Origin of the sequence: Rhizobium rosettiformans W3, assembly GCF_004912135.1 — a bacterium.
GTDB lineage: Bacteria > Pseudomonadota > Alphaproteobacteria > Rhizobiales > Rhizobiaceae > Allorhizobium > Allorhizobium rosettiformans.
Genome location: NZ_STGU01000001.1, coordinates 83,785 through 104,325, shown reverse-complemented (window position 1 = coordinate 104,325; position 20,541 = coordinate 83,785). Strand labels below are relative to the sequence as shown.

Sequence of the window (20,541 nt, the reverse complement as noted above, 5' to 3'; positions counted from 1 at the left end):
CTTAAGGGGATAACTGGAGGTGAAGCCATGATCATTGCAACCCGATCCGATCAGGACATGCGTCGAACCCGCGACCGCCAGTCTGAGCGCCAGAACATGCGGCGCCTGTACCTGCTTCTCTATCCGCTCTGCCTGTTCGCAGCCGTCACCTCTCGGCTCTCGGGCCATGCAGAAGATGCAGGCCAGCGGCCGGAGCAATCCGTTTTCGCCGAGGCCCGTTCCGCGGCCTATGCAGCTGCCGGTTACGCGTTCCACGCGTGACCCGATCCGTTTGCTGGTGTTCTCGACACCGGCAGAAACCGGCAGGTCCGTCACAAGACCTTCCGAAACCCCGCCGCGGGGGCGCCGCGGTGTTCGAGACTAGGAGGTGAATTTGATGGCTGAGACATCAAATGTTTCACTTTCGGGTCTGACCGAAAGCGAAGCGCGCGAGGTCCATGGATTCTTCATCCAAGGCTTCATGATATTCACGGCGATTGCCATCGTCGCGCATATCTTGGTCTGGATGTGGCGTCCCTGGATCCCGGGTCCGGAAGGTTACAGCTCTCTCGAGGGCATTAACCAGACGGCTCTCACGCTTCTGCCGATGTTGGCCTGAGGAGGCGTGATATGTGGAGAATCTGGCTTATGTTCGATCCGCGCAAGGCGCTGGTCGCACTCTCCGTATTCCTGTTCACCCTCGCCATCCTGATCCACTTCATCCTGCTGAGCACGGAACGCTTCAACTGGCTGGAGGGCAAGCCCCTCACCACCAGTTCCATCGAGCATTCCATCTCTGAAGGCGTGGATCTCAGGCTGATCGGCTGAAAACCCAAGACGGCAGCGGGCGCAGCTTCATTGTTTCGCCCGCCGCCAATCCTGCACGACCCGACATCGCCACCCGGCTGATTACCTCTGGAGGAAACGAACATGGCGCTGCTGAGTTTTGAACGCAAATATCGCGTACGAGGCGGTACGCTGCTCGGAGGCGATCTCTTCGATTTCTGGGTCGGCCCCTTCTATGTCGGCTTCTTCGGTGTCACCACGGCCTTTTTCGCGATCCTTGGGACCGCGCTCCTAGTTTACGGGGCAGCGATCGGCCCGACCTGGAACATCTGGCGCATCTCGATTGCGCCCCCCGACCTCTCTTACGGCCTGGCGCTGGCACCGCTGAAGGAAGGCGGGCTTTGGCAGATCGTCACCGTCTGTGCGCTCGGCGCCTTCATATCCTGGGCGCTGCGCGAGGTGGAAATCTGCCGCAAGCTCGGCATGGGCTATCACGTGCCCTTCGCCTTTTCCTTCGCGATCTTCGCCTATGCGACGCTCGTCGTGTTCCGTCCGCTGCTGCTCGGCGCCTGGGGCCATGGCTTCCCCTATGGCATCTTCAGCCACTTGGATTGGGTCTCGAACGTCGGCTACCAATATCTGCATTTCCATTACAATCCGGCGCATATGATCGCGGTGACCTTCTTCTTCACCACGACACTGGCGCTCTCCCTGCATGGCGGCCTCATCCTGTCGGCCGCCAATCCGGGTGCATCGATCACAGAGGCCGGCAAGCAGGCCGAGGTGAAGACGCCCGAATATGAAGACACTTTCTTCCGCGACATCATCGGCTACTCGATCGGCACGCTCGGCATCCACCGCCTCGGCCTGATCCTGGCGCTGAATGCGGGCTTCTGGAGCGCCGTCTGCATCGTCATCAGCGGACCGTTCTGGAACCAGGGCTGGCCGCAATGGTGGAACTGGTGGCTGACGCTGCCGATCTGGAACTGAGGGGGACCGGACCATGTTCTTAGCGCAGTATCAAAACATCATCACGCCCGTTCAGGTGAGCGGGCCGCTGGAAGAGGGCATGCCTCTGCCCGCCGGCGACAGCCCGCGAACCGGAAAGCCATTCCTGGTCCGCCTGTTCGGCATGATCGGCAATGCCCAGATCGGCCCGATCTATCTCGGCTGGCTTGGCACACTCTCGCTGGTCTTCGGCTTCATCGCCTTCGAGATCATCGGCCTCAACATGCTGGCCTCCGTCGGCTGGGATCCGATCCAGTTCGTCCGCCAACTCTTTTGGCTCGGGCTCGAACCGCCACCGGCCCAATATGGGCTGAAGGTGCTGCCGCCGCTCGCAGAGGGTGGCTGGTGGCTGATCGCCGGCTTCTTCCTGACGACATCGATCCTTCTATGGTGGGTGCGCGTCTATCGCCGGGCCCGGCAACTGGAGATGGGCACCCATGTCGCCTGGGCCTTTGCCGCAGCGATTTTCCTGTTCCTGTCGCTCGGCTTCATCCGCCCGCTGCTGATGGGAAATTTCGCGGAAGCCGTGCCATTCGGCATCTTCCCGCATCTCGACTGGACCGCCGCTTTCTCGATCCGCTACGGCAATCTCTACTATAATCCGTTCCACTGCCTCTCGATCGTCTTCCTCTACGGCTCGGTGCTGCTCTTTGCCATGCATGGCGCAACGATCCTCGCCGTCGGCAAATATGGCGGTGAGCGCGAGCTGGAACAGATCACCGATCGCGGCACGGCCTCTGAACGCGCAGCCCTCTTCTGGCGCTGGACCATGGGCTTCAACGCCACCATGGAATCCGTCCACCGCTGGGCCTGGTGGTTCGCCATCCTCACGCCCATCACCGGCGGCATCGGCATCCTGCTCACGGGCACCGTGGTCGACAACTGGTACCTCTGGGGCATCAATCACGGGATCGTCTCCCCGCTGCCGGGTTATCCCGGTGTCGTCGATCCGGCGCTTTAAGGAGAAGGACGATGAAACTCTGGATTCCCTTCGCTGTCTCCGCCGGCTCCCTGCTGACGATCGCAAGCTTCGTCGGCGCTGGCTGGGATGCACCGCCGGTCGAGACGACGCAGATCGGCTATCGCGGTACGGGCATGTATATCCATCGGGATGTCGAGAACCAGGAAGCGCTGAAGGCGGCCAACGTCGTCCCGGCCGCGCCCTGGGAAGCCGACCCCGCCGGCGATCGCGCTCGCGACATCTATGAAAATGTCCAGGTTCTCGGCGATCTTTCGGACGATCAGTTCAACCAGTTCATGGCTTCGATCACCGAATGGATCTCGCCGGAAGCCGGCTGCAACTACTGCCACAACCCGGAAAACCTTGCCTCCGACGAGGTCTATCAGAAGGTTGTCGCCCGCCGGATGATCCAGATGACCCAGGCGATCAACGTCGACTGGCAGAGCCATGTGGGTCAGGTCGGCGCGACCTGCTACACCTGTCACCGCGGACAGGCGATCCCCGTCAACTACTGGTACGAGGATCTCGAACCGAAGCCGGCCGGCGGCATGACCCAGAACCGCGCGGGCCAGAATGTTGTTGCCAAGTTTGGCGGCAATTCCTCGCTGCCGCAGAACGTGCTGAAGGACTACCTGCTCGACGCCAAGCAGATCCGCGTCCACTCAACGACCGCGCTACCGACAGGGACAAACCTGAACGGCACCAAGGAGACCGAAGCTACATGGTCTCTGATGATGCACATGTCGGAATCGCTCGGCGTGAACTGCACCACCTGCCACAACTCCAGAGCCTTCAACGCCTGGGATGAAAGCCCGCCGCAGCGCGTGACTGCCTGGCACGGCATCCGCATGGTGCGTGATATAAACGCCAACTATATGGTTGGCCTCACGCCGGTCTTCCCGGACACCCGCAAGGGACCGGAAGGCGATGTCTTCAAGGTTGGCTGCGCAACCTGCCACGCCGGCGTTCAGAAGCCGCTCTACGGCGTCTCGATGCTGCAGGATTACGTCGACTCGCTCGCGAAGAAGGGGCCGACCGACGTCCCGGACTTCACGACCTACCAGCCCGGCACGACGCAGCGCATGGCTCCGGCCGGCCAGAGCAGTGCGCTGCAGACCAAGCTGACCTCCGAGACGGCAGCCGTCGTCCTGCCGGAGGCGAGCCAGACCGCCAACGACTGACGGCCTCCCAAGGCAGGCCGCAATGGGAAGGGGAGCTCACGGGCTCCCCTTCTTTTTTTGCCGTGGCCGACTGGTTCAAGCGAAAGCATACCTGCCGGTTGCCGGTGGTCGGAAAACCCCTTCCTCACAGGCCAAGCCCGACGGCTGCGACACAGCCACCGGGCTCGTTCGAGAAGAGGCGGGAGGAAGGAAAAATCAGGCCGCTTCAGCGAAGCTCAGGCCCGGGAAGCGCTGCAGATAGATGCGGAACCACGGCGTGAAGTCCTGCGGGCGCTCGCGCACCTCCCGCATCAGATCGCGAGGCGCGATCCAGCGAACGGCCTCGACCTCCCCCTCGACGGGCGTAACCTGCAAGGTGCGACTATCCACCTGGGCGCTGAACAGGGTCACGCGTTCGTGCTCTTTCAGACCTTCGCCGACATCGGCCGCGTATTCGACGGTCTGATGGCGAGTGAGCGGCAGGGTGAAGCCGAGCTCCTCGGTGAGGCGACGCTCAGCGCAATCCTCGACCGTTTCGTCCCAGTGCGGATGCGTACAGCAGGTATTGGCCCAGAGACCGGCGCAATGATACTTGGTCGATGCGCGCTTCTGGATCAGCAGCAGGTCACCGTCAAAAACGAAAACCGAGACGGCAAGATGCAGTTGTCCGTCGAGATGCGCCTGCATCTTTTCGATCGGATAAAGCGATCCGTCACCGGCGATCGCCGGGATGTAAATGCTGTCCGTCATCCTGTCAGCGTCCAAACGAGTTCCTTGCGGCCTGCCGATACGGCCTTTACCCGGCTTAGGCAACCGCCCTTGCCAAAGCGCACTTCGACCACAGCGAACAGAGTGCCTCTGCGAGATGCTCGATATCCGCGTCCGTATGAAGCGGCGTCGGCGTGATCCTGAGCCGTTCCTTGCCGACCGCGACCGTCGGATAGTTGATCGGCTGCACATAGATGCCGAAATCCTCGAGCAACACGTCCGAGATCCATTTGCACTTCGCCGCATTGCCGACCATGACCGGCACGATATGGCTCGGGTTCTGCATATGCGGGATCCCACGCACATCGAGCGCGCGCCGGACCTTGGCCACCGTTGCCTGATGCATATGGCGCTCGAAGGGGCTCTCTTTCAGATGGCGGATCGACGCAGTGGCACCTGCCGAAGCGCCGGCGGGATCGCCGTGGTGAAGATGAAGCCGGAGGCAAAGGACCGGACGAAATCCACCAGAACGGCCGGCCCAGTGATGTAGCCACCCATGACGCCGAAAGCCTTGCCGAGCGTGCCTTCGATGACGGTCAGCCGGTCCATCAGGCCTTCACGTTCGGCAACCCCGCCACCGCGCGGGCCGTACATGCCGACCGCATGAACCTCGTCGAGATAGGTCATGGCGCCGAACTGGTCGGCCACATCGCAGATCTCCTTGATCGGCGAGATGTCGCCATCCATCGAATAGACACTTTCGAAGGCAACGAGCTTCGGCGCTGCCGGATCGTCTGCCGCCATCAGCTCGCGCAGATGCTTGTAGTCGTTATGGCGGAACTGCCGCTTGATGCAGCGCGAATGGCGGATGCCTTCGATCATCGAGGCGTGATTGAGTGAATCCGAATAGCAGATGATGCCCGGGATTTTGGCAAGCAGCGTGCCGAGTGCCGCCCAATTGGAGACATAGCCAGAGGTGAAGATCAGCGCGCCTTCCTTGCCATGCAGATCGGCGAGCTCACGCTCGAGCAAGACGTGATAGTGGTTCGTGCCGGAAATGTTGCGCGTGCCGCCGGCACCTGCACCGCACTTGCGTACGACCTCGATCATCCGATCGGTGACGAGAGGGTTCTGCCCCATGCCGAGATAGTCGTTCGAGCACCAGACGGTGACGTCACGGACGGTGCCGTCGGCGTTGTGAAACGCGGCTTTCGGAAAGGCCGAGCAGTGACGCTCCAGGTCCGCGAAAACGCGGTAATTGCCGGCGGTGTGGAGGCCGGCGAGCGCCTCTTCCATGTGCTGGAAAACATCCATCAGTCTTTCCTCTTCCCGATCGTATCTTGTCCAAGTGTTGTCCAGGAAGAGTGCGGCCCGGACACTGGCCCACCCTCCTTGAGTGCGGAGACGCCATCCGCCACAGGGCGGATGGCAAGATTGCCCCGGTCCTGCCGCGCCATGGCCCAGCGCCACAGCGCCGTGTCGGAAACGGGAAGAACGAGAACGAGATGTTCGACGATGGCGAGCGCCATGAAGGTGGCGAGCAGCGTATGGCCGACGACCGAATGGGCCTGGGTCGCCCTGCTGGCCCCGACCACCAGGACCGCAAAGAGGCCGGCTGCGATCGCCAGGAAGATCGGAAACAGCGGCGTCATCCGATCGGTCTTGAAATAGCTCTTCAGATGCCGGATGCCCTTCGGCATCAACTCGCTGACGGCATGCGGTGCACCGAGAAAGATCACCAGCTTGGCGGAAATCCGCATGCCCGAGAGAAGCCCGAAGGCGGCAAGCCCAAAGAGATTGGCGGATCCATCGAGCGCAAGCCAGAGCGCGATCGCCGTCACCAGAATGGCGATCTCGTGATCGCTGACCGCCTCCCAGGCGGCCCGGAAGCGGCGGAAGCCGGTCAGTCCGGGTGGGCATTCGCCGGTTCGACGGCCTGTCAGTATCCCTGTCAGGAAAGCGGCCTCATGCCAGGCCCAGACGAGCAGTGCACCGAAGAAGCCGACATAGGAACCGAGCACAGTCGGTTCCTGCGCGCCCCAGAGCATCAGGATAAAGCCGAAGGCGCCGACCAGCGTCATCAGCGCCATCAATGTGAGCCCGCTCCCCCGCGGTCCGTCGGATCGGTTGACCATGGCCAGCACCAGCCCGGTCGAAAGCCACCATACCGAGATGGCGACGACAACGACGGCGAGCGGGTGGGTCAGGGTCATGGCAATCTCCTCACCAGACCGGTTGCAGGCGCGATGTGGCCGGGATCGTGTTCGACTTCGTCGGGATCGCGTACATCCGGACAAAATTGACGGCAGCAGCGGCCGACCAGAAGCCTTTGGCGATCTTGCCTGTGAGGCCACCCTTCGCGTCGGCCGCCATGACTTTGCGGTTGATCCGCTCCATCCGGCGAAAGCCTTCATGCAGAGCCGGATTGTCGAGATCGAGCACGAGCGGGAAGCACTGGCGCGAGATCTCGCTGGTCAGCCGGAAGACCTTCATGTCGTAGTCGTCGATGTCGACGCCGAGCCCCTTGTGGAAAGCCGGCCGCATGTGGTCGCGGACATACATCGTTGCAAAGACAGCAAGCAGAAAGAACTTGATCCAGTATTTGTTCACGCCCTCCATCAGCCGCTTGTCAGAACGGATGATCAGCGAGAAGGCCTCGCCATGGGAGAACTCGTCATTGCACCACTGGCGGAACCACTTGAAGATCGGGTGGAAGCGCTGCTCCGGATGCTTTTCGAGATGCCGGAAGATGGTGATGTAGCGGGCGTAGCCGATCTTCTCGGAGAGATAGGTGGCGTAGTAGATGAACTTTGGCTTGAAGAAGGTGTACTTCTTCGCCTTGGCGAGAAACCCCATGTTCACGCCGATCCCGAAATCCTTCAGCGCATCGTTGATGAAGCCGGCATGGCGGGACTCGTCGCGGCTCATATAGCCGAAGAGCTCGCAGATCTCCTGGTTCTTGCCGCGCCGCTTCATCTCCTTGTAGAGCACGCAGCCTGAGAATTCCGACGTCAGCGACGAGACGAGAAAGTCAATGAACTCCTCGCGCAGATCGTCCGGCAGGGCATCGATGTCGATGTCTTCCCATTCCTCATTGCGCTTGAAGTGTCCGCGGTTCGGATCGCTCTTCATCTGGGCGATCAACACATCCCATTCGGCCCGGACCGGCTCGACATTGATCTTGTCCATCTCGTCGAAATCGGTGGTGTAAAAACGCGGTGTCAGCATGGTCGAGACGAGCGCGCTGCGGGTCGTGTCGTTGACCCCGGCCATGCGCTCCTCGACCGTCGGCTCGTGATCGGAAAGATCAGCAGGCGAAACGTGATTGTTCATGACAATGCCCTCTCGGTGAAGCTGAATTCGCACAATTCCATCATGTCGAGATCGCCGGTCGCGCGGATCCAGGCCCGTTCCAGCGCACCGGCCCGGGTGATCGTCGCCTTGCGGCGAAAGTTCTGGCTGGAGCCATAGGGGATCTGGACCGGCGCGCCATGCACTTGCACCTCGTCACCGGGATGCACCACCACGCCATTGTCGAACCTAAGATGCGCGCCAAGCGCCTCGAAGGTGTTGTTGATCTCGACGGTACAATCGACTGTTTCCTTCCGTCGCATCAAGGCAAAGACCGGGTTCATTGGCTTTCTCCTCCCTGTGAGCCCAGAAGGGCTTCGAATGCGGCCACGTTGTCGGGGCCAAAGGCATCCAGATAGATCCGTTCACCGGTACCGATATCCGACAGGCTGACGGCACCGGCCTCCCATTTGATCAGGCGGTAAGGCGTCTCAAACGGCACCTTGGCCACCTGACGCATGCGTTCGAATGCGCGCAGCGATCCTCGAACGAAGCCGCCGGCCTGGGGCCCGTAGCTTGCGATCTCCCGGCGCGTCGCGACGTCCGTGACGACGACAAAGTCCGAGGTGCTGCGTGTAATCATCAGGTCACGAATGGCGACCGGCGCACCAAGCTGCTGCTTGACGAGCCCGAGCCCCGTCGTCTGGCCGAAGACGATCGCACCTGCCGTAAAGGCGAGCAGACCGACCAGACCGAAGAACAGGCCGCGCGGCAGCCGGTTCGGCGTCTTGCCCTTGCGGTCCGCCCAGTAGCCGAGATGCGAGGCCGATCCCATGACGCGCTTCCTATTCCGCGGCGACGACGGAGGGCGGCATGGCGCGTCCCGTCGTTTCCTCAACGATGATCCGCGGCTGGTCGGCACGCGCACCGCGATACTGACCAACTGCAGCCGACAGCACGCCTGCGACTTTCTCCGCGTCGGCCAGGCAGATCAGGCTGGGCTCGGGCTTCGAGAAGCGGAAACCGCGCACATGCGGCCACTGGATGAGCCAGGACAGACGTTGGCCCGGCAGAAGCGCAATCGCGATGACGCCGGCCTTCTCACCGATCTTGGCAAGCGCAACGCTGTCGATCTGGCGGAACGGAAGGTTGAGCGTCATTGAGATCGCGACACCGAAGCGCATCACGACGCGCTCCGTGGTGATCGTGTAAAGCGTCGTCTTCTCGACGGCCCAGGCGAAGAGCTCGATCATGCCGATGAGCACACCGGCAAGTGCCGTAAGCACCGCAACCGAAAAGAGGATGCCGCCCGCCGGCTGACCGTCACTCCAGCCGGCCACCACAGCCCAGCTCGCCAGGATCAGGAAATAGCCGACGATCCAGCGGATCTTCAGAAGATGGCGGGCGACGAGAGCCGAAGACGGTCGCCCCTGCCAGAGGACAACCTCGCCAGCCGGCGGCACGCCGGGAAGCCCCGGCAGCGGTTCGATTTCATGTTCTCTGATGACGAACTGGCTCACAGCAGCGGCTCCTGACGCAGGCGATCCGCATAAAGGAGACCGGCGCCGAAATAGGCAGCGATCTTGTCTTCCTCGAGCAGGGTCACGAGTTCGGGACGGGCCGTTGCCGGGACATCGGCAAACTGGGAGGCGGTGACGGCATGCACATAGAGATGCCGGACATTGCCACGGCCGGTCTGGAAGACCACGAAGTTGTTCGGCAGAAGCACGGAGCGTGCGCCGCCAGCAAGTTCGACCTCGTAATAGCGAATGAGGTGCTCGGCCCGGTCGACCCAGATATCCCTGACAGTGCCGGCGACCTGCTTGTCGCAACCGACGACGGCAAGGCCGCGCGGATCATTGGCACCATCTGCCAGTCCAAAGCCCTCAGCAACCCGCATCGGCACGATGCGCGCGTCGCCATGGGCAGTGACGTCAGGCTTGTCGGCGCGCTCGGCCCAGGACCCGGGGCCGATGCCGGCGAGCAGCGGATTGCCGACGGGCTCCGACGGATAGCCGGGAGCCGGGGCAATGCGGCGGCTGGAAAAGGTGCGGGTGTCGCGCTTCAGATCCGGAACCTGCTTGATCCCCTGACCATGCGGCAGCACGAAGGTCTTCTTCGGCGGCACGAAGAGCCAGGGGCTCTTGTTGTAGCGACCCGTGACATCCTCTTCGAGCGGATAACCCTCGCGGCGGTCTTCCTGACGCAGATACCAGATCAGACCCGCGAAGAAGATCCAGAACGCATAAAGCACCACCTGTGCGACATCGATATTTCCAACCAGCGACCCGGTCATATCAGACCCTCCAGTGTAGAGCGTTTCCGCCGGCCTCAGCCGGGCAGTTCCGCCAATCCAAAACGCATGTCCTGCAGATAATCCCTCTGGTAGCGCCGGCCGGTCAGCGGACCTAGAACCGCCAGGCACAGGAAGAGAAGAATGATTTCAAAGCTGTAGACGACGAGATACCCGGCAGCCGGCGTCATCATGGCCTCGCCCAGCGAGCCGTTCAGTGCCAGGGCGTTGATCGTGTTCTTGATCACGCCGCCCGCCAGCATGGCCGCCCCGATGGCGGTCGCCTGCACGGCACCCCAGGCACCGACGACGAGGCCGCTGTCGGAACGCTCGGCAATGCCCATCGCCGCCAGCATCGTCCCGACGGCAAAGAGCCCGCCCCCGAGACCGATGCCGAAGGCGCCGAGATGGAAGAGCGCATTGATTTGAAGGGGCTCCGCAAAGATGACGGCGGAGAAGGCTGATATCCCGATTAGCAGGCCACGCGCGGCGATCCGGTACATCTGCGCACCATGCTGCAGGCTATGGGCTGCCCATGCAAAGCCGATCATTGTGCCGAAGGCCCAAAGCCCGGTCAGGCGCGTGGTCTCACCGACCGAGAGCCCCAGGATCTCGCCGCCATAGGGCTCAAGCAGGATGTCCTGCATCGAGAAGGCGGCAGAACCGGTGGCGACGGCAAGCAACAGCCGCATTACGCCGGGGGCACTGCGGTAATCTTCAAGCGCATCGAAGAAGCTCGAAAGGTCACGGTCAACGGCCGTCCGACGCACGTCGCGCGGCTCCTGCTTCCAGATCGCGATGACATTGATCACGATGGTCAGGAGCGCCGTGCCCTGGATGACCTGGATCAGGAGCTTCGGCGAGAAATCGACGAGGAAGAAACTATAGAAGGTGGAGGCGCCGATCATGCCTGTCAGCAGCATGAAATAGAGAAGCGCCACGACCCGCGGACGCTTTTCCTCAGGCACAAGATCGCTGGCGAGCGCAAGACCCGCCGTCTGCGACATATGCATGCCGAAACCGGTGAGGATGAAGGCAAGGCTTGCACCCGCAGCCCCCGCCCATTCGGGCCCGACGGTCTGCGACTGCAGGAGAAGCAGGGCAAAGGGCATGATGGCAAGCCCGCCGAACTGCAGCAGGCTTCCGAGCCAGACATAGGGCACGCGCCGCCAGCCGAGCACAGACTTATAGGTGTCCGACCGGAAGCCGAAGAGAAGACGCAAAGGCGCGGCTAGAACCGGAATGGCGACCACGGCTGAAACAAGCGCGACGGAGACGCCGAGTTCGACGATCAGGACACGGTTCAGTGTCCCGGTCAGGAGAACGAGCACACAGCCGGCTGAGACCTGAAACAGCGCCAGCCGCAATAGCCTCGACAAGGGCATCTCCGCCGTTGCTGCATCCGCAAACGGCATGAAGCGTGTTCCGACCCTTTGCCAGAACGCGATCATCTTGGCGTTGGCGGCAGCGATCGTCATGACCGGATCACCTCCATGGCCTGCGACGTGTAGAAGCCGACGGCAACCTTGTGGCTGCGACCGGCCTGCCAATGGGAAAACTCTGGATGATGCAGCATTTCGGCGACCAGCCGTGACGGATCGACCGGATAGATCGCCGGTGCGCGATTGCCGCGCGGGAAAACCTTGCCGGCTGCCAGCATGGCCCTGAGCAGGCGCGATCCAGGCGCCAGGGTAAAGATCATCTGCCGTGAGGTGCGTTCAGCCAGAGAGTGAAGAACGCGAACTGCGTCTGCCGGGCGGTAATGGATCAGCACATCCATCGCGACAACCGCATCGAAGCGACCATGGCGCGGATCGAGCATGTCGCCGCTGTGGAAGGAAACCGAACCCTTGAAGCGACCATGGGAGGCTTCGAGGTCATGCGCCCGCTGTCGGGCATGGGCAATCATCTGGGCCGAGAGATCGATGCCGACGACGTCTGCGCCGCGTGCAATGAGCTCGAAGGAGAGAACGCCCGAGCCGCAGCCTGCATCGAGGATGCGCCAGCCTGTGAGGTCCTGCGGCAGCCACGACGCAAGCGTGCCGCGCATTTCTTCACGGCCCTTGCGGACGGTGGCGCGGATACCGCTCACCGGCTGGTCACCGGTCAGACGCTTCCACGCATCGAGCGCGGTGCGATCGAAGTAGTGTTCGATTTCCCCGGTGCGTCTGATGTAGTCGGCCTGGCTCATGGCAACCTCACTCGAAGCCGAGAAATTCGAAGATTTCCCGGTCCTTCATCGGTTCGGCTTCGAGCGCCGGCGTGCCCGCCCAGAGCCGCTCGGCAAGCTGCATGTATTCCTTCTGGATGCCCAAAATCTCCGGGCTGTCACCCATTTCGAACAGCGTGCTCTTCTTCAACCGGCTAAGCCGCACATGGTCACTGTCCGGCACATGGGCGAGGCGCTTGAGGCCGATCGCATCATTGTAGCGGTCGATCTGGTCCGTCTCGCGCGAGCGGTTGGCGATCACGCCACCGAGCCTGACGTCGTAGTTCTTCGACTTCGCCTTGATGGCGGCAACGATCCGGTTCATTGCGAAGATGGAATCGAAGTCATTGGCAGCGACGATGACCGCGCGTTCGGCATGTTGCAGCGGCGAGGCAAAGCCGCCGCAGACCACATCGCCGAGAACGTCGAAGATCACGACATCGGTGTCGTCAAGCAGGTGATGCTCCTTGAGCAACTTCACTGTCTGGCCGACGACATAACCGCCGCAGCCTGTACCCGCCGGCGGACCGCCCGCCTCGATGCACTGCACGCCGTTGTATCCCTCGACCATATAGTCCTCAGGGCGAAGTTCCTCGGAATGAAAATCGACCTTTTCCAGAACGTCGATAACGGTCGGGATCAGGCTCTTCGTCAGCGTAAAGGTCGAATCGTGCTTGGGGTCGCAGCCGATCTGCAGCACGCGCTTGCCGAGCATCGAGAAGGCGACAGACAGGTTCGACGAGGTCGTCGACTTGCCGATCCCGCCCTTGCCATAGATGGCGAAGACCTTGGCGCCGTCGATTTCCATGGTCGGGTCGAGATGAACCTGCAGGCTGCCCTCGCCATCGGCCCTCTCCCGGAGCTTCTCGGCGATGCGCGCTTCGCGTTCGGCGATCTTGCCATGGGTGTAGATGTTCATTGGGCAGCCTCCCTGACCAGCCCCTCGAGACGGTCTTCCAATTCTTCCCCGGCCTGTTTCAGGGCGGCGAGCGTTTCTGCATCCGGCTGCCAGTAATTGCGCTCATGCGCTTCGATCAGCCGGTTGGCGACCCGTGCGGTGGCAGCCGGATTGAGCGTCGCGAGCCGCTGGCGCATGGCGTCATCGAGCACGAAGGTTTCAGTGATCTGCTGGTAGACCCAGGGATCAACGCCGCCGGTCGTTGCCGACCAGCCGAGCGTATTGGTGACCTGCGCCTCGATATGGCGCACGCCCTCATAGCCATGCTTCAGCATGCCTTCGAACCATTTCGGGTTCAGCGTGCGGGTGCGGGTTTCGAGCGCCACCTGTTCGCCAAGCGTGCGCACACGCCCCTCGCCCTGCGTCTGGTCGGAAATGAAAACCGGCAGCGTCGCGCCGCCCTTGGCTTTCGAGACCGCCTTGGTCAGGCCGCCGAGCGTGTCGAAGTAATGCTCGATCGTGGTGATGCCGATCTCGACCGAATCGAGGTTCTGATAGGCCATGTCGACATGTTCGAGCATACTGTCGAGCACATCGGCCTGATGGCTCGTCTTGCCCTTGTGGTTGATCGCGAAGCTCTTGCGATTGCTGTAGGTCTGGGCGATCTCGGCGTCATCGTCCCAGGCAGAGGACGAGATCAGCATGTTGACGTTCGCGCCATAGGCACCGTCGGCATTGGAGAATACCCGGTAGGCGGCAGCCTCGAGATCGCAGCCATGGCTCTCGCAATAGGAAAGCGCGTGCTTACGGATGAAGTTCATCTCGACCGGCTCGTCCGCCGTCGCGGCCAGATAGCTCGCCTCGGCCAGCATGCTCGCCTGGATCGGCAGAAGATCCCGGAAGATCCCCGACAGCGTCATGACCGCATCGATCCGCGGACGCTTCAGCTCCTCGAGCGGGATCAGCACGGCACCGCAGACGCGGTTATAGGCATCGAGCCTTGGCCTTGCCCCCATCAGCGCCATGGCCTGAGCAAGCGGCGCCCCGCCCGTCTTCAGATTGTCCGTGCCCCACAGCACGACGGCGACCGTTTCCGGCAGGCGGCCATCCGCCTGCATGTAGCGTTCCAGCACTCGCGCAGCCTGCCGTTCGCCATCCTGAACGGCAAAGGCGCTCGGGATACCGAAGGGATCGAAGCCGTGAATGTTGCGGCCGGTGGGCAGTAATTCGGGTGTGCGCAGCAGGTCACCCGACGGTGACGGCGGCACGTAGCGCGCATCAAGCGCCACGACGAGGCCATCGAGTTCGCGATTGGTGACAAGCTCGCTGTTCATCGCCTTCAGGCGTGCGATGCTCTCCTTCAGGTCCGGCGAAGCGGCCTTTTCCGCCTGCGCGACGGCGAGATCATCGCCATCGGCAATCGCAAGAACCAGTGCCTGTCGATCGGCATGGCTGACGACTGATGGCATGCCGGCGCCGACATGCTCCAGCATGTCCAGCCGCTCGTCGCGCTGCATGCCACGACCGGCAACATGCAGACCATGCGGGATCAGCGCATATTCAAGCTCGGTCATTTCAGCCACGAGCGACTGGATGACCTCCGCCTGGGTTTGGGCCAGACTGTCCCGACCCAGCTCAAGTTGCGCCGCCTGCACCTGGATCAGCTCGAACAGGCGTTCGCGCTCGACAAGCGCATCAGGTGCGGCCTGCCGGTAACGGTCGAGGCTCGCCTTCAGTTCGCTCAGGCCCTTGTAGAGCCCGGCATGGGTGATCGGCGGCGTGAGATAGGAGATGAGTGTCGCGGCCGAACGGCGCTTGGCAATCGATCCCTCGGACGGATTGTTGGCCGCATAGAGATAGAAATTCGGCAGAGCGCCGAGAAGACGATCCGGCCAGCAGCTTGCCGACAGGCCGACCTGCTTGCCTGGCATGAATTCGAGCGCGCCATGCGTGCCGAAATGCAGGACGGCATCGGCCTTAAAGGTTTCGCGCAGATAACGGTAGAAGGTCGCGAAGGCATGGTTCGGGGCAAAGCCGCCCTCGAAGAGCAGCCGCATCGGATCGCCCTCATAGCCGAAGGGCGGCTGGATCGCGACAAGCAGCTTGCCGAACTGGCGACCGAGAACGAAGAGGCCACGGCCATTGCTCAGGACGCGGCCAGGCGCCGGTCCCCATTGCGCTTCGATGTCGGCGAGATGCCGCTCGCCACGCACGTGATCATCGACCGAAACCACCGCATGCACATTGGCCTCGGCACCATAAAGGGCAGCATTGCCTTCGAGAATCGCAAGCCTGAGCGCCTCGGAATCCTCGGGCACGTCGACATCGTAACCCTCGGCTTTCCGCCGCGTCATCGTCTCGAACAGGCTTTCGAAAACCGAAAGGAAGGCGGCGGTGCCGATGCTGCCGCTGTTCGGCGGGAAGTTGAAGATCGTCACCGCAAGGCGGCGTTCGGCACGGGCCGCACGGCGCAGATCCACCATCGCCGCCAGGCGGTCGGCAAGCAGCGTCACGCGCTCCTCGTCCGGCTGCATGCAGGCGCGCCCCGAGGGGCAGGCGTCGAGCTGGCGCGAGCAGATGCAGGCCTTGGCTTGGGCTCCACCATCGGAGCGTCCGCCGAAGACCATGGAGCCGATCGCACCATCGAGTTCCGGGATCGCGACCATCAGCGTGGTTTCGATCGGCGTCAGGCCCTGGCCCGACTGCGCCCAGGCCTCGCGCGTCTGGAATTCGGTGACGAAGGCCGAGAAATAGGGAACGTCGAGCGTCTGCAACAGAGCCGCCGCCGCGCTCGCATCGCTATAGGCCGGGCCTCCGACAAGCGAGAAGCCGGTGAGCGAGCAGAGCGCATCGATCTTAACGCCGGTTGCGCCGCCCATCATGTAGCGCTCGATTGCGCCACGCATGTCGAGCCCGCTGCAGAAGACCGGGACGACGTTGAAGCCGCGGGTTTCCAGCTCGCGGATGACACGGTCGTAATGGCCGGTATCGCCGGAGAGGATATAGGTCCGCATCAGGAGCAGGCCGATGGTCCCACGGGCGCCGGGCTTGAACGGCAGGGCCGAAAGCTGCGTTGCCACCCTTGGCTTCAGGCGCGGATGATAGAGACCCATGTCGGGATATTCGACGGGATCGCCCACGGTCACCCGGCCCTGAAGCCCCTTGCGCTCCCCCCGGGCATATTTGCCGACCAGCAGGCGCACCATGTTGGCGATGTTTTCGTCCGAGGCGGCGATCCGATATTGCAGCGTCAGGAAATAGTTGCGCACATCCTGCGCGGTGCCGGGGATGAAACGAAGGAGCTGCGGCAGGCGGCGCAGCATCGCGAGCTGACGCTCGCCGGCGGTGCGGCCACTATCCTTGCCGCCACGCGAGCTTTTGCCGCGCAGCTTCTTCAGAAGAGCCAGCGGGCCCTTCTGCTCTTCGCTCATCTTGAAACGACCCATGGTCGTGTATTTCATGACCGTGCCGGCCGACATGCAGCAGACCATGGCATCACACTCGCGATGCCGCGATTCGAGCACGTCTGCGATGGCGCGCACATGCTCTTCGACGAAGATCATCGAAACGATGATGATGTCGCCGGCAAGGATGGCCGCACGGCAGGCTTCGAGGCTGGCTGGATTGTCGTTCCAGTCGGTCGCAGCATGAACGGAAAGCGTCAGACCGGGCAGGTCCTGGGCGAGGCTGCGGCGCGCATCATCGACGGCTGCGACAATGTGATTGTCGAGCGTCACGAACACCACCCGGACCGGGGTGCTGTCAGCGGGCGAAATGGGCTTTCGCGTCATACAGCGTCTCCACGGTGATCGGGCGGATACCCTTGCGGGCGGCGAAAAGTTCGGTGTTGCGGCGGGCCTTGCCACGCACGAAGAAGGGAATTTTCTTGAGCTCGCGCTCGGCTTCCAGCGTCCAGACAGCCTCTGCAGAGGGCGCCTCGGCCATGACAAGCGTCTCGCCATCGGCCTCGTCATCCGCAGCCGCCGGCTTTGCCGAAGGCGCATGGGCATGCAGATGCGAGGCCTGAGCCTGATCGTTGAATTCGAAATCGTCCCGGAACATCTGCAGGAGATGCTCCTCAAGGCCCATCATCAGCGGGTGGACCCAGCTGTCGAAGATGACATTCGCACCCTCGAAGCCCATCTGCGGCGAATAGCGGGCCGGGAAATCCTGGACATGCACGGGCGCTGAGATCACGGCGCAGGGAACACGCAGCCGCTTGGCAATGTGCCGCTCCATCTGCGTACCCAGAACCAGCTCCGGACGGGCATCGATGATCGCCTGCTCGACATCGAGATGGTCGTCGGTGATCAGGGCCTCGATACCGAATTCTTCAGCGGCCTCGCGCACTTCGCGGGCGAACTCGCGCATATAGGTGCCAAGGCCGCAGACCTTGAAGCCCAGTTCCCGGGCAGCGATGCGCGCGGCGGCAATGGCGTGGGTCGCGTCACCGAAGACGAAGACACGCTTGTTGGTGAGGTAATTGCTGTCGACAGAGCGCGCATACCAGGTGGCGCGATCCTCCGCCTCGCCGACTGGTTCGTCATTCGAAAGGCCTGCCAGTGCGCGCACTTCCGCGAGGAAGGTCCGTGTTGCACCAATACCGATCGGTACGGTCGAGACGAACGGCATGCCAAACTGCTTCTTCAGGTAGCGTGCGGCGCTCTCGCCGATCTCGGGATAGAGCACGATGTTGAAGGCAGCCTCCGGCAGACGGCCGAGATCATCGACCGTCGCTCCGAGCGGCGCCACGACCCGGACTTCGATACCGTTTGCGGCGAGCAGCCGGCAGATTTCCGTCACGTCGTCGCGGTTGCGGAAACCGAGGGCAGAAGGACCGAGGATGTTGCAGCTGTTCGGGGCCACCTGCACCGGACGTTCGCGCCCGGCGGTGAAGCCACGGACGAGCCGATATAATGTCTCGGCTGCACCCCAGTGCTCCTTCTTCTGGTAGGAAGGCAGCTCCAGAGGCACAACGGGGACCCGTACATCAAGCGTCCGCGCCAGACCCGCCGGATCGTCCTGCAGCAGTTCAGCTGTGCAGGAAGCGCCGACCAGAAGCGCATCCGGCTGGAAACGCTCGATGGCATCGCGGCAGGCGGTCTTGAACACATCGGCCGTCGAACCGGCGAGGTCACGTGCCTGGAAGGTCGTGTAGGTGACCGGCGGACGCGAGGGGCGCCGCTCGATCATGGTGAAGAGCAGGTCGGCATAGGTGTCGCCCTGCGGTGCATGCAGCACATAATGCACGCCCTGCATCGATGCGGCGATCCGCATGGCACCCACATGCGGCGGTCCTTCATAGGTCCACATGGTGAGTTTCATGATGCGGCCCTCCGGCTGCCGGAGCGCTCGCCCGCGATCATTGCCTTGCGCGTCAGCGGACGGGCGAAGAGCTCGGCGAGATCACCGGCCTGTTCGTAGCCCTGGATCGGGGTGAAGGCGAATTCGATCGACCACTTGGTGACGATCCCCTCGGCCTCGAAGGGATTGGCAAGGCCCATGCCGCAGACGACGAGATCGGGCTTGGCCGCACGACAGCGGTCGATCTGGATTTCGACATCCTGACCTTCCGAGATCGAGACGCCCGGTGGCAGCATGGCGAGCTCGCCGGCGACGTGTTCGCGGTGCAGATAGGGGCTGCCGACTTCGATGATCTCGGCATCGAGTTCGCGGCTGAGATAGCGGGCGAGCGATGGCTCCATCTGGCTGTCGGGGAAAAGGAAGATCCGCTTGCCTTCAAGCATGGGCCGATAATGGGCGGTTGCCTCGCGGGCGCGCCGGCGCGGCGCCTCGGTCAAGGTGGCAAACCGGGCCGGAGAAACGCCAAACGTGTCGGCAATTGCCTTCAGCCAGGCGGTCGTGCCTTCTTCGCCAAGCGGGAAGAGCGCATTGATGCGGGCGGCACCCAAGCTTTCCAGCGCGGCCGCCGTGGCGCCCAGATAGGGCTGGGCCAGGATGAAGCGCGTGTTCGGACCGATCTTCGGCAGACGCTCGCTGCTGCGGCCGGGCAGGAAGACGACATCCTCGAGGCCCATCTCGTCGAACAGGCGGGCAAACTGGTCTTCGACCACATCGGCGATGGAGCCGGCAACGACGAGCTTGGCGACCTTGTCGCTCGCCCCATGGGTCGATTGATCGCGCACAAGGGCCGCCAGGAAATTGTCCTCGCCTTGGGTAAAGGTCGTTTCGATCCCGCTGCCGGAATAGCAGAGCACCCGTGGTATGGAGCCATATTTGCGGTCGAGCCGTTCGGCGGCGCGGTTGAGGTCGAATTTGATGACCTCGGACGGACAGGAGCCCACCAGCACCAGCATCCGGATGTCAGGGCGACGTTCGAGCAGACGGGCGACTTCACGGTCGAGCTCGTCATGCATGTCGACCATGCCGGCAAGATCGCGCTCCTCCATGATCGCTGTGGCAAAACGCGGCTCGGAGAAGATCATCACGCCGGCGGCAGACTGGATGAGATGCGCGCAGGTGCGCGAACCGACCACCAGGAAAAAGGCATCCTGCACCTTGCGATGCAGCCAGATGATCGAGGTCAAGCCACAGAAGACCTCGTGCTGGCCACGCTGGCGAATGGTGGCTGATGGTGTATCGCAGGAGACGAGCGGCTGGTTCATGACGCGCTCCCCGAAAGCGAGGATGCACTACCAAGCGTCGGGGACGATCCCGCTCTTGCAGCCTGGTCGAGACGGGCCAGACGCAGCTTCCAGAGAAACTGTCCGGCATTGATGACATAGGTGACATAGGCAGCGAGCGCGAGCGCCATCAGCGAACCGGGATCGAGCGCGCCGGTGAAGAGAGCCACGAGATAGGAGGTGTGCAGCGCCAGTACCAGGATCGAGAAGACGTCTTCCCAGAAGAACGGGCGGGCGAACAGATAGCGTCCGAAGACCACCTTCTCCCAGATCGAACCGGTGATCATGATGGCGTAAAGCGTCAGCGTCTTGATGACGATCGAGACCTGGGCAGCGACGAGCCCTTCTCCGGTGACGAGAAAGCGCAGGATGAGACCGAGGCTGATGAGAAAGACCAGGAATTGTACGGGAGCGAGGATACCCTGCACCAGCGTCCACACACTCTCGTCGCGCCTGCGACGTTCCTCCGCAGTGTAGAGGGCGCGGCCTGATGCCAATGGTTTGGATATGCGCATGGCAGTCATCCCTTCTCCCATCCCCTCCCCAGGCTGATCGGGATTAAGGCAAAGACTACGCCTCGAACAATCAAAGTGTCAACTTAGAT

General features: G+C 62.6%; 20 protein-coding genes and 1 pseudogene. 6 read left to right on the top strand and 15 right to left on the bottom strand.

What is annotated here, in order from left to right; all coding sequences use genetic code 11:
* Positions 1 to 27: 27 nt before the first annotated feature.
* The 6 genes from FAA86_RS00480 (at position 28) to pufC (ending at position 3,915) form a co-directional block, all read left to right on the top strand.
* The gene (locus FAA86_RS00480) at positions 28 to 261 is read left to right on the top strand and encodes a hypothetical protein (protein WP_136537886.1); all 234 of its coding nucleotides are present in this window, start codon (positions 28 to 30) and stop codon (positions 259 to 261) included.
* Positions 262 to 376: 115 nt separating this feature from the next.
* A complete protein-coding gene (pufB, locus tag FAA86_RS00475) occupies positions 377 to 598 on the top strand; it encodes a light-harvesting antenna LH1, beta subunit (protein WP_136537885.1) in 222 nt (73 codons plus the stop codon).
* Between the two features lie 11 nt (positions 599 to 609).
* The gene (gene pufA / locus FAA86_RS00470) at positions 610 to 807 is read left to right on the top strand and encodes a light-harvesting antenna LH1, alpha subunit (protein WP_136537884.1); all 198 of its coding nucleotides are present in this window, start codon (positions 610 to 612) and stop codon (positions 805 to 807) included.
* A 102-nt stretch (positions 808 to 909) separates the two neighbouring features.
* The gene (pufL, locus tag FAA86_RS00465; protein WP_136537883.1) at positions 910 to 1,755 is read left to right on the top strand and encodes a photosynthetic reaction center subunit L; all 846 of its coding nucleotides are present in this window, start codon (positions 910 to 912) and stop codon (positions 1,753 to 1,755) included.
* 13 nt (positions 1,756 to 1,768) lie between these two features.
* The gene (pufM, locus tag FAA86_RS00460) at positions 1,769 to 2,734 is read left to right on the top strand and encodes a photosynthetic reaction center subunit M (RefSeq protein ID WP_136537882.1); all 966 of its coding nucleotides are present in this window, start codon (positions 1,769 to 1,771) and stop codon (positions 2,732 to 2,734) included.
* Between the two features lie 11 nt (positions 2,735 to 2,745).
* The gene (gene pufC, locus FAA86_RS00455) at positions 2,746 to 3,915 is read left to right on the top strand and encodes a photosynthetic reaction center cytochrome PufC (protein ID WP_136537881.1); all 1,170 of its coding nucleotides are present in this window, start codon (positions 2,746 to 2,748) and stop codon (positions 3,913 to 3,915) included.
* A 195-nt stretch (positions 3,916 to 4,110) separates the two neighbouring features.
* Here the strand turns inward: pufC and idi are convergent, their stop codons facing one another.
* From idi to bchF, 15 genes and pseudogenes are all read right to left on the bottom strand, one after another.
* Complete coding sequence (gene idi, locus FAA86_RS00450) at positions 4,111 to 4,644, bottom strand: isopentenyl-diphosphate delta-isomerase (protein WP_136537880.1); 534 nt, start codon at positions 4,642 to 4,644, stop codon at positions 4,111 to 4,113.
* 55 nt (positions 4,645 to 4,699) lie between these two features.
* Positions 4,700 to 5,916 (bottom strand): annotated as a pseudogene (gene hemA / locus FAA86_RS00445) (5-aminolevulinate synthase).
* Positions 5,916 to 6,815 (bottom strand): putative photosynthetic complex assembly protein PuhE, encoded by a 900-nt coding sequence (puhE, locus tag FAA86_RS00440; protein ID WP_136537879.1) that lies wholly within the window; start codon positions 6,813 to 6,815, stop codon positions 5,916 to 5,918. The pseudogene hemA and the gene puhE overlap by 1 nt, the downstream one beginning before the upstream one ends.
* A 10-nt stretch (positions 6,816 to 6,825) precedes the next feature.
* The gene (gene acsF / locus FAA86_RS00435; protein ID WP_136538312.1) at positions 6,826 to 7,875 is read right to left on the bottom strand and encodes a magnesium-protoporphyrin IX monomethyl ester (oxidative) cyclase; all 1,050 of its coding nucleotides are present in this window, start codon (positions 7,873 to 7,875) and stop codon (positions 6,826 to 6,828) included.
* Positions 7,876 to 7,931: 56 nt separating this feature from the next.
* Positions 7,932 to 8,237, bottom strand: a complete 306-nt coding sequence (locus FAA86_RS00430) for a hypothetical protein (RefSeq protein ID WP_113376834.1) — start codon at positions 8,235 to 8,237, stop codon at positions 7,932 to 7,934.
* A complete protein-coding gene (gene puhC / locus FAA86_RS00425) occupies positions 8,234 to 8,728 on the bottom strand; it encodes a photosynthetic complex assembly protein PuhC (RefSeq protein ID WP_113376835.1) in 495 nt (164 codons plus the stop codon). The genes FAA86_RS00430 and puhC overlap by 4 nt, the downstream gene beginning before the upstream one ends.
* A gap of 10 nt (positions 8,729 to 8,738) precedes the next feature.
* On the bottom strand, positions 8,739 to 9,413 hold the full coding sequence (puhB, locus tag FAA86_RS00420; protein WP_136537878.1) for a photosynthetic complex putative assembly protein PuhB: 675 nt from the start codon (positions 9,411 to 9,413) through the stop codon (positions 8,739 to 8,741).
* Positions 9,410 to 10,189 carry a photosynthetic reaction center subunit H gene (gene puhA / locus FAA86_RS00415; protein WP_136537877.1) on the bottom strand — a complete coding sequence of 260 codons (780 nt, stop codon included), beginning with the start codon at positions 10,187 to 10,189 and terminating at the stop codon, positions 9,410 to 9,412. Before puhA ends, puhB begins: the two co-directional genes overlap by 4 nt.
* 35 nt (positions 10,190 to 10,224) lie before the next feature.
* On the bottom strand, positions 10,225 to 11,658 hold the full coding sequence (locus FAA86_RS00410; RefSeq protein WP_377344431.1) for a BCD family MFS transporter: 1,434 nt from the start codon (positions 11,656 to 11,658) through the stop codon (positions 10,225 to 10,227).
* 2 nt (positions 11,659 to 11,660) lie between these two features.
* Positions 11,661 to 12,377 (bottom strand): magnesium protoporphyrin IX methyltransferase, encoded by a 717-nt coding sequence (gene bchM / locus FAA86_RS00405; protein WP_136537875.1) that lies wholly within the window; start codon positions 12,375 to 12,377, stop codon positions 11,661 to 11,663.
* Positions 12,378 to 12,384: 7 nt separating this feature from the next.
* Positions 12,385 to 13,314, bottom strand: coding sequence for a ferredoxin:protochlorophyllide reductase (ATP-dependent) iron-sulfur ATP-binding protein (gene bchL / locus FAA86_RS00400; RefSeq protein ID WP_136537874.1), 930 nt, complete (start codon positions 13,312 to 13,314; stop codon positions 12,385 to 12,387).
* A complete protein-coding gene (locus FAA86_RS00395; protein ID WP_136537873.1) occupies positions 13,311 to 17,084 on the bottom strand; it encodes a magnesium chelatase subunit H in 3,774 nt (1,257 codons plus the stop codon). The genes bchL and FAA86_RS00395 overlap by 4 nt, the downstream gene beginning before the upstream one ends.
* The gene (bchB, locus tag FAA86_RS00390; RefSeq protein WP_136537872.1) at positions 17,056 to 18,618 is read right to left on the bottom strand and encodes a ferredoxin:protochlorophyllide reductase (ATP-dependent) subunit B; all 1,563 of its coding nucleotides are present in this window, start codon (positions 18,616 to 18,618) and stop codon (positions 17,056 to 17,058) included. Before bchB ends, FAA86_RS00395 begins: the two co-directional genes overlap by 29 nt.
* On the bottom strand, positions 18,615 to 19,919 hold the full coding sequence (locus tag FAA86_RS00385; protein ID WP_136537871.1) for a ferredoxin:protochlorophyllide reductase (ATP-dependent) subunit N: 1,305 nt from the start codon (positions 19,917 to 19,919) through the stop codon (positions 18,615 to 18,617). Before FAA86_RS00385 ends, bchB begins: the two co-directional genes overlap by 4 nt.
* Entirely contained in the window at positions 19,916 to 20,461 is a 546-nt protein-coding gene (gene bchF, locus FAA86_RS00380) for a 2-vinyl bacteriochlorophyllide hydratase (RefSeq protein ID WP_136537870.1), read from the bottom strand. Before bchF ends, FAA86_RS00385 begins: the two co-directional genes overlap by 4 nt.
* Positions 20,462 to 20,541: the final 80 nt, after the last annotated feature.

What these genes read in the sequence shown, in the direction of transcription:
- FAA86_RS00395 (WP_136537873.1), bottom strand. Translation starts at nt 17,084, where the DNA reads ATGACGCGAAAGCCCATTTCGCCCGCTGACAGCACCCCGGTCCGGGTG.
- idi (WP_136537880.1), bottom strand. Translation starts at nt 4,644, where the DNA reads ATGACGGACAGCATTTACATCCCGGCGATCGCCGGTGACGGATCGCTT.
- pufM (WP_136537882.1), top strand. Translation starts at nt 1,769, where the DNA reads ATGTTCTTAGCGCAGTATCAAAACATCATCACGCCCGTTCAGGTGAGC.
- pufB (WP_136537885.1), top strand. Translation starts at nt 377, where the DNA reads ATGGCTGAGACATCAAATGTTTCACTTTCGGGTCTGACCGAAAGCGAA.
- pufL (WP_136537883.1), top strand. Translation starts at nt 910, where the DNA reads ATGGCGCTGCTGAGTTTTGAACGCAAATATCGCGTACGAGGCGGTACG.
- puhC (WP_113376835.1), bottom strand. Translation starts at nt 8,728, where the DNA reads ATGGGATCGGCCTCGCATCTCGGCTACTGGGCGGACCGCAAGGGCAAG.
- pufC (WP_136537881.1), top strand. Translation starts at nt 2,746, where the DNA reads ATGAAACTCTGGATTCCCTTCGCTGTCTCCGCCGGCTCCCTGCTGACG.
- acsF (WP_136538312.1), bottom strand. Translation starts at nt 7,875, where the DNA reads ATGGCCGGGGTCAACGACACGACCCGCAGCGCGCTCGTCTCGACCATG.
- pufA (WP_136537884.1), top strand. Translation starts at nt 610, where the DNA reads ATGTGGAGAATCTGGCTTATGTTCGATCCGCGCAAGGCGCTGGTCGCA.
- puhA (WP_136537877.1), bottom strand. Translation starts at nt 10,189, where the DNA reads ATGACCGGGTCGCTGGTTGGAAATATCGATGTCGCACAGGTGGTGCTT.
- bchL (WP_136537874.1), bottom strand. Translation starts at nt 13,314, where the DNA reads ATGAACATCTACACCCATGGCAAGATCGCCGAACGCGAAGCGCGCATC.
- bchM (WP_136537875.1), bottom strand. Translation starts at nt 12,377, where the DNA reads ATGAGCCAGGCCGACTACATCAGACGCACCGGGGAAATCGAACACTAC.
- FAA86_RS00385 (WP_136537871.1), bottom strand. Translation starts at nt 19,919, where the DNA reads ATGAACCAGCCGCTCGTCTCCTGCGATACACCATCAGCCACCATTCGC.
- puhE (WP_136537879.1), bottom strand. Translation starts at nt 6,815, where the DNA reads ATGACCCTGACCCACCCGCTCGCCGTCGTTGTCGTCGCCATCTCGGTA.
- FAA86_RS00480 (WP_136537886.1), top strand. Translation starts at nt 28, where the DNA reads ATGATCATTGCAACCCGATCCGATCAGGACATGCGTCGAACCCGCGAC.
- FAA86_RS00430 (WP_113376834.1), bottom strand. Translation starts at nt 8,237, where the DNA reads ATGAACCCGGTCTTTGCCTTGATGCGACGGAAGGAAACAGTCGATTGT.
- bchB (WP_136537872.1), bottom strand. Translation starts at nt 18,618, where the DNA reads ATGAAACTCACCATGTGGACCTATGAAGGACCGCCGCATGTGGGTGCC.
- bchF (WP_136537870.1), bottom strand. Translation starts at nt 20,461, where the DNA reads ATGACTGCCATGCGCATATCCAAACCATTGGCATCAGGCCGCGCCCTC.